Below are 6,743 nucleotides of genomic sequence, written 5' to 3'. Positions count from 1 at the left end.
CTCTCCATAATATGTGAGCTCGATTGCTCTAAACTTAACTAGCTTAATTTCTTACTTGACATACTGGTTGTTCTGTTCAGTTTTCAAAGATCAATATTGCTATCTCAAAACGACAGCTTATATATCATACCATTAATCACCTGAAAAAGTCAACAACTATTTTAAAATCATTTTTTAATAAAGTTGTTTGTTTTTTTGGCGACTAGAATAATATAACACATACAAACTACCAATACAACCATAAATCATAATTTTCATAGATAAAAATAAAACAGACTACCTCATCCCCAATAACATGGAAGGTAGTCTGTCTTTATATGATCATTTGTTTAGTCTAGCTAAGAATAAACAAATGTAAAGCTGAGAGTGAAACGATTCCCGCAAGTCCTAAGAATCCTACGATAATTGCCGTAAAAGCGTTAATAGGAATATGAATTCCAAAATAAGCTCCAAATAAATTCAAAAAGAATAACATTAAAACACCTATAGCAAGTTTACTAAAGCCGCTTCCGATGATGCTTAAACCTTTTTTAGAAACACCCACGGTTAAAAGCAAAACAATAGCTACAATGAAACCACTAATAACCCAGACACTCATTTTAACTTGTCCCCTTTCACTATAACCTTTCTATAAACATATGATTATAGCTAATCAGTTAGAACGTATCTTTGTAATAGTTATATTATTTCCTCATTGCTGATAAGTTTCTATTTCTTGCCTCTCTTAAAAGAAAGAAGTATTTAGCCTTTACAACAGCTAATTCGTGTAACCCTTCTTCAGTTGGCTCTACACTACGATCCATAATAAACTGCAGTTCGTGCCACTCCTTCTTCAACGAAAAAATTGTATCTAGTATTTCTTGGTCTAGCATGTCTTTTTTAATTTTTTTAGAGTCGAACACCTTCATCACCTACTATTAAAGTTCTCGTCGTCCTTCTAGAGCTTTAGAAAGCGTTACTTCATCCGCATATTCTAGATCTCCACCCATTGGTAAGCCATGAGCAATTCTTGTGATTTTAAGTCCAGAGGGCTTCACGAGTCTAGAAATATACATGGCTGTTGCTTCTCCTTCGATATTAGGATTTGTTGCTAATATCAATTCTTTAATGGATTCATCTTTTAATCGATTGATTAGACTTGGCACATTAATATCTTCTGGTCCAATCCCGTCCATAGGAGAAATAGCTCCATGCAAGACATGATACCTTCCATTGAATTCTTTCATTTTTTCCATTGCAATTACATCTTTAGGATCTTGCACAACACATACCAATGCTTCATCACGCTGGGTATCCTGGCAAATAGAACAAGGATCTTGATCCGTAATGTGACCACAATTGGTACAATGTGTTAGCTCTCGTTTGGCACTTACCAAAGCTTTGGCAAAATCTAATACATCGTCTTCTTTCATATTTAAAACAAAGAAAGCCAGGCGGACTGCTGTCTTTGGTCCAATTCCTGGCAATTTTGTAAAGCTGTCAATCAACTTTGATATTGGTTCTGGATAATACATCTAGCATTCCTCCTAGAACATTCCTCCAGGTAAGTTTAATCCTTTTGTGAATTGCCCCATCTTATCGTTCGTTTTTTCTTCTACTTCTTTTAGTACTTCATTTGTTGCTGCTAAAATTAGATCTTGTAGCATTTCTACATCATCTGGGTCTACTACTTCTTCATTGATTTCAATATCGGTAATTTCCTTTTTACCATTTGCCGTTACTTTTACCATACCACCACCAGCGGTTGCTTCAAACGACATATCCTGTAATTCTTCTTGAGCTTCCATCATATCCTTTTGCATTTTTTGCATTTGTTTCATCATTTTATTCATATTTCCTCCACCACGCATGGTCATTCCTCCTAAATAAATTTAATCTTGAATTTCTAACAATTCTTCTCCAACTAACTTTCGTGCTTCACTAACAAGAGGATCTTCCTCTTCTTCCTCGTCCGCTTCACCGTCAGGATCCTCCTGACGTTGTTTCTTGATATACTCTTCCCTTAGCTTTAACCAATTTTCCTCTGGTATGGGAATGAAGCGAATTTCTTTATTTAGCATTTCCGCTAATAATAATTCTATCGTTTGTTGATGCTCTAGTGCAAGTGAACAGTGTATCTCATATTTAAAGGAAAGGATAACTGCCTGACTTGATGCCGCACTAGGTTGACTATTTTGAATCGTAGCATGTGCTGGTCTGTTTTTCATCTTTAACGCATCTTTAAAGTTAGCCCACTGACCCTGCACTTCTTTTAAATGCTCTTTAGACGCATCCGCTAGCACTTGCCGTATTCTTTCATACGGAACTTTATACGTATTTTTCCCACCAGTATTTTGCCTTTTAGGAGCAGGGCTTGAACTTGGTCGGGCATCTTGTGCTGGTGCTGCTTTTATATTTTCTAGCTTTGACTCTAGTTGATGAAGCTTTTCTTCTAGCTGTAGCAGCTTTTTATCATCGCTTTGTGCATGATCTGCGACTACTTTAGGTGCACTATCTGAAATTTTCAAAATAGCTACTTCAATAAATACCTTCGGGCTTGTTGTCCATTTAATTTCTTGCAGACATAAATTCAACTCTTGAATAGCACGTTGGATCCATGCTGCGTCTACCTTCTTTGTTAATTCTAAGAAATGATCATCAACAATTGCCCGCTCTAAAATATCTTCGAGCTCGGGTGACGCTTGATAGAGCAAACAATCACGTAGGTAATAGATAAGATCATAAACAAAACGAGATGGGTCTTTACCATCTTGAATGAGCTGATCTACTTGAAGCAAGCCCTGTTGGACATTCTGTTGGTACATTACATCGATAATTTCTGCTAATTCCTTTTGGGAAACAGAGCCAGTAACAGCTAATACATCTTCGACTTCCACACGTTCTTCACTGTAGGAGATCGCTTGATCTAGAAGACTAAGCGCGTCACGCATACCACCTTCAGCAGCGAGCGCCACAACACCAAGTGCTTCTGGTGACACCTCAATCTCTTCCTGGTTAAGAATTGTTTGCATCCTATTTACCATCGAAAGCTGCGAGATTCGTTTAAAATCAAAGCGTTGGCATCTAGAGATGATGGTTAAAGGGATTTTATGCGGTTCTGTCGTTGCTAAAATAAAGACCACATGCTTCGGCGGCTCTTCTAATGTCTTTAGTAACGCATTAAACGCTCCAATCGAAAGCATATGTACTTCATCAATAATATATACCTTATACTTTACAGAACTAGGGGCATATTTAACTTTATCGCGAATATCACGAATTTGCTCTACACCATTATTAGAGGCTGCATCAATCTCCATTACATCAGAAATTGATCCGTCTTGTATACCTAGACAAGCTGAACAAGCATTACATGGCTCTAGCGCCGGTGCCTTTTCACAATTAATGGCTTTGGCAAATATTTTTGCTGCACTTGTTTTCCCTGTACCGCGAGGGCCAGAAAATAAGTAAGCATGTGAAAATTTATCCTGCATAATCGCATTTTGTAGTGTACGCGTGATATGTGTTTGCCCAACCACATCTTCAAAGTTTTTCGGTCGCCAAACACGATATAGAGCTTGATAAGCCATTTTATAAAAACCCCTTTGTTTCCCAGTTCCATTCTTCTGCATGCAAAAGGATGCCTTCTTTTAAAAGCATTCCTTCTACCTCCAAAGTCATAGCTTTATTATAACCGAAAGATGACTACGTTGTCATAAGGAAACTAAAATTATTCATATTCTATATTGTAGAAATATCTCACTTTCTGAGTGTATTAGGAAAACTTGGCTTATCGTCAAGTTTTTATGAAGAAAGCCATAGTTTTACTTATACTACAGTCCGATAAAATTTATATTTTTCTATAGTATAAAAAAATCTCTTGCATGATAACAAGAGATTTTCTAATTAGTATATTTAACGCCGTGCACCCTGTGTCGATGTCAAGACCCTAAGCGTTACTTAAGTTCATAGCTCGACTCAGGCTTCCCCGCGGCACACGAGAATGTTCGCTTAATGCTGCTTCCTTCCGGACCTGACATGATTCACGAGTTCCCATTGCGCAGGACCCAAGTGTCAACACTACTCCCTTAAGGCAGACCTTAAAGTCTTAACACCTCGACAGGGAATTCAGCCTCGCTATAGCGGATTGCGAGTACAGGGCACCGCTACCTCCCCGCCTAGCACGGCAAATTTGCTAATATATTCAATTGCGCTAATTAGAGCGCACTATTTAGTATAACGAGTTTTATTTAAAAAAGCAATGCAAATCTCGAGTTAATTTTTGCTAATTACGATTCTTTGCTTTTTCTAAGGTTTCTAAAAAAGTTACGCAACAATTCACCGCAAGGCTCCTCTAAAACACCAGACGTTACATCGACCACATGATTGAATCTGTTATCATCTAATAAATTTAACAACGAGCCTGCACAGCCTGCCTTTGGATCCTTCGCTCCATATACAACCCTTTTTATTCTTGATTGCAAAATCGTTCCCGCACACATCGGGCAGGGCTCTAATGTTACATAGAGCGTACAATCTTCTAAACGCCAGCTCCCTACTTTTTCATTTGCTTTATCAATCGCTAACATCTCTGCATGTGAAGCAGTAGTTTGCAGAGACTCTCTTAAATTAAAAGCAGCAGCGATCACTTCATCCTCTAAAGTGACAATGGCTCCAATCGGAACTTCGCCTAAGGTTTCTGCTTTTTTTGCTTCCTGCATTGCTAATAACATAAATTCTTCATCTGTCATTTCCTATCACCCAACTATTATTTAAATGGTATATAAGCTTATCTTAACATGGATGCATGATTTTTATCGAAAAAGGGTAAAGTGTTTTAGTAAGCTTGTTGAAAAAGGAGCGTTTAAATATGAAGCAAACAGCTGTCGTTATGGTCGATATCATTAATGATTTTCAATTTGATGAAGGCCCTGATTTACTAAAATACACAAAAGAAATCTTACCAAATTTAAAGAATCTAAAAAATTACGCTAGAAAAAATGATATACCATTTATCTATATCAATGATCACTATGATACGTGGGAAACAGATTATAAGCATATTATTAACGTCTGTGAGAATGATGGTAATAAGGAAATTATAGAGCAGATGCGACCTGAGAAAGAGGATTATTTCTTAATTAAGCCACAGCTTTCAGGCTTTTTCCGCTCACCTTTACCATCATTATTAGAACAGTTAGAAGTTAAGCATTTAATCATTGCTGGTGTTGCCGGTAATATCTGTGTCCTTTTTACCGCAAATGATGCTCATATGCGAGGATACACCTTACATGTACCCGAAAATTGTGTAGCTTCTAATCAGCAAAACTACAATGATCATGCCTTACATTTGATGAAGCATGTCTTTACAGCAAGTACAGATCCAATCTAAACAAGACATATTTCTCTTTTCCTACTCATAGATTAATAAAGGAAAGCTATGATCTGAAAGGAGTGCATGTTTTGCAAATACATGTTGTAAGGCCTGGTGATAATCTATATGCCATTGCAAATAGCTATGGTACGACGTATGAATTGATTGCAGCTGCAAATGAATTGGATTTTCCTGAACAATTGGTGGTAGGTCAGTCACTTGTCATTCCTATAGACGGTAATTTTTACACAGTTAAAGCTGGTGATAGCTTATATAGCATTGGTCAAAGGTTTGGAATAACTGCTAATGAGCTTGCTTCTATTAATCAAATTTCCGTTAATCAACCCTTAACTATTGGTATGCGTTTATATCTACCTGCACCACCAAAAAGAAATATAGAAGTAAATGCCTATGTAGAGCCGATTGGAGATACCGTCTCCCCTACACTACAAAATGCAGCCGAAAAACATGCAAAAAACTTAACCTTCTTAGCCCCCTTTTCCTATCGTGTAACAGATCAAGGTGAACTCATCGCACCCCCTTTAGATGATTTTAAAACCATCGCAGCTAACAACCAAGCCCAGCTCATGCTCGTTGTCACCAATTTAAGAGAAGGTGCATTTGATCAAGAATTAGGACGGAAGATTGTAACTGATGAAGCTGTGCAGGATACCTTACTTTCCAATATCATCGAAGTAGCCAATAATATAGGATTTAAAGATATTCATTTCGATTTTGAATTTCTGCCACCAGAAACACGCGAAAATTATAATCAATTTTTAAGAAAAGCAAAGGAAAGACTACAAGCAGAAGGACTATTAATCTCTACAGCCCTCGCCCCGAAGACAAGTAGAGAGCAAGAAGGAGCGTGGTATGAGGCCCACGATTACCGCGCACATGGAGAGATTGTTGATTTTGTCGTATTAATGACCTATGAATGGGGCTATAGTGGAGGTCCTGCAAGGGCTGTCTCACCGATTGGTCCAGTAAGAGATGTTGTCACCTATGCACTAAGTGAAATGCCTGCAGAAAAAATCTTCCTCGGCCAAAATTTATACGGATACGATTGGACACTCCCTTATGTTGAAGGTGGAGAATTTGCAAAAGCACTAAGTCCAAATCAAGCAGTTAATTTAGCACGTGAACAGAGAGTAGAAATTCAATATGACTACGAGGAACAAGCCCCATTCTTTTATTATAGTGATAACGAAGGAAATAGACATGAGGTTTGGTTTGAGGATGCCAGGTCGATCCAGGCAAAATTTGATTTAATAAAGGAACTACATTTACGAGGCATCAGCTACTGGAAGCTTGGGTTAGCCTTTCCGCAAAATTGGTTATTACTTAGCGATCAATTTAATATAACAAAAAGGTAATAGTTAAAAAGCTT

The 6,743-nt window shown here is 37.6% G+C and carries 8 protein-coding genes and 1 other RNA gene; 2 read left to right on the top strand and 7 right to left on the bottom strand.

All coding sequences use genetic code 11. The annotated features are described in order from the left end of the window. Positions 1-334: 334 nt before the first annotated feature. The 7 genes from DFR57_RS14570 to tadA form a co-directional block, all read right to left on the bottom strand. The gene (locus DFR57_RS14570; RefSeq protein ID WP_114353945.1) at positions 335-598 is read right to left on the bottom strand and encodes a pro-sigmaK processing inhibitor BofA family protein; all 264 of its coding nucleotides are present in this window, start codon (positions 596-598) and stop codon (positions 335-337) included. An 85-nt stretch (positions 599-683) separates the two neighbouring features. Then, positions 684-902 carry a YaaL family protein gene (locus tag DFR57_RS14565; RefSeq protein ID WP_114353944.1) on the bottom strand — a complete coding sequence of 73 codons (219 nt, stop codon included), beginning with the start codon at positions 900-902 and terminating at the stop codon, positions 684-686. Between the two features lie 15 nt (positions 903-917). Further along, positions 918-1,514: a recombination mediator RecR gene (gene recR, locus DFR57_RS14560; RefSeq protein WP_114353943.1), complete on the bottom strand. Its 597-nt coding sequence runs from the start codon at positions 1,512-1,514 to the stop codon at positions 918-920. A gap of 12 nt (positions 1,515-1,526) precedes the next feature. Then, positions 1,527-1,850 carry a YbaB/EbfC family nucleoid-associated protein gene (locus DFR57_RS14555; RefSeq protein WP_114353942.1) on the bottom strand — a complete coding sequence of 108 codons (324 nt, stop codon included), beginning with the start codon at positions 1,848-1,850 and terminating at the stop codon, positions 1,527-1,529. Positions 1,851-1,871: 21 nt separating this feature from the next. Beyond that, the gene (gene dnaX, locus DFR57_RS14550) at positions 1,872-3,569 is read right to left on the bottom strand and encodes a DNA polymerase III subunit gamma/tau (protein ID WP_114353950.1); all 1,698 of its coding nucleotides are present in this window, start codon (positions 3,567-3,569) and stop codon (positions 1,872-1,874) included. Between the two features lie 331 nt (positions 3,570-3,900). Beyond that, positions 3,901-4,166, bottom strand: an RNA gene (gene ffs / locus DFR57_RS14545) — signal recognition particle sRNA large type. A 102-nt stretch (positions 4,167-4,268) separates the two neighbouring features. After that, positions 4,269-4,730, bottom strand: coding sequence for a tRNA adenosine(34) deaminase TadA (gene tadA, locus DFR57_RS14540; protein ID WP_114353941.1), 462 nt, complete (start codon positions 4,728-4,730; stop codon positions 4,269-4,271). A gap of 119 nt (positions 4,731-4,849) precedes the next feature. Here tadA and DFR57_RS14535 point away from each other — a divergent pair, with 119 nt between their 5' ends. Beyond that, positions 4,850-5,371 carry a cysteine hydrolase family protein gene (locus tag DFR57_RS14535; protein WP_114353940.1) on the top strand — a complete coding sequence of 174 codons (522 nt, stop codon included), beginning with the start codon at positions 4,850-4,852 and terminating at the stop codon, positions 5,369-5,371. A gap of 71 nt (positions 5,372-5,442) precedes the next feature. Continuing rightward, positions 5,443-6,729, top strand: coding sequence for a glycoside hydrolase family 18 protein (locus tag DFR57_RS14530; protein ID WP_114353939.1), 1,287 nt, complete (start codon positions 5,443-5,445; stop codon positions 6,727-6,729). Positions 6,730-6,743: the final 14 nt, after the last annotated feature.

It is taken from the genome of Saliterribacillus persicus, assembly GCF_003337485.1.
In the GTDB taxonomy this organism is placed as follows: Bacteria; Bacillota; Bacilli; order Bacillales; family Amphibacillaceae; genus Saliterribacillus; species Saliterribacillus persicus.
This window is presented reverse-complemented; position numbering and strand designations above follow the sequence as displayed.

Excerpts from the sequence above, each read along its gene's own strand:
- DFR57_RS14570 (WP_114353945.1), bottom strand. The coding sequence starts at position 598 with ATGAGTGTCTGGGTTATTAGTGGTTTCATTGTAGCTATTGTTTTGCTT.
- recR (WP_114353943.1), bottom strand. The coding sequence starts at position 1,514 with ATGTATTATCCAGAACCAATATCAAAGTTGATTGACAGCTTTACAAAA.
- DFR57_RS14555 (WP_114353942.1), bottom strand. The coding sequence starts at position 1,850 with ATGCGTGGTGGAGGAAATATGAATAAAATGATGAAACAAATGCAAAAA.
- dnaX (WP_114353950.1), bottom strand. The coding sequence starts at position 3,569 with ATGGCTTATCAAGCTCTATATCGTGTTTGGCGACCGAAAAACTTTGAA.
- tadA (WP_114353941.1), bottom strand. The coding sequence starts at position 4,730 with ATGACAGATGAAGAATTTATGTTATTAGCAATGCAGGAAGCAAAAAAA.
- DFR57_RS14535 (WP_114353940.1), top strand. The coding sequence starts at position 4,850 with ATGAAGCAAACAGCTGTCGTTATGGTCGATATCATTAATGATTTTCAA.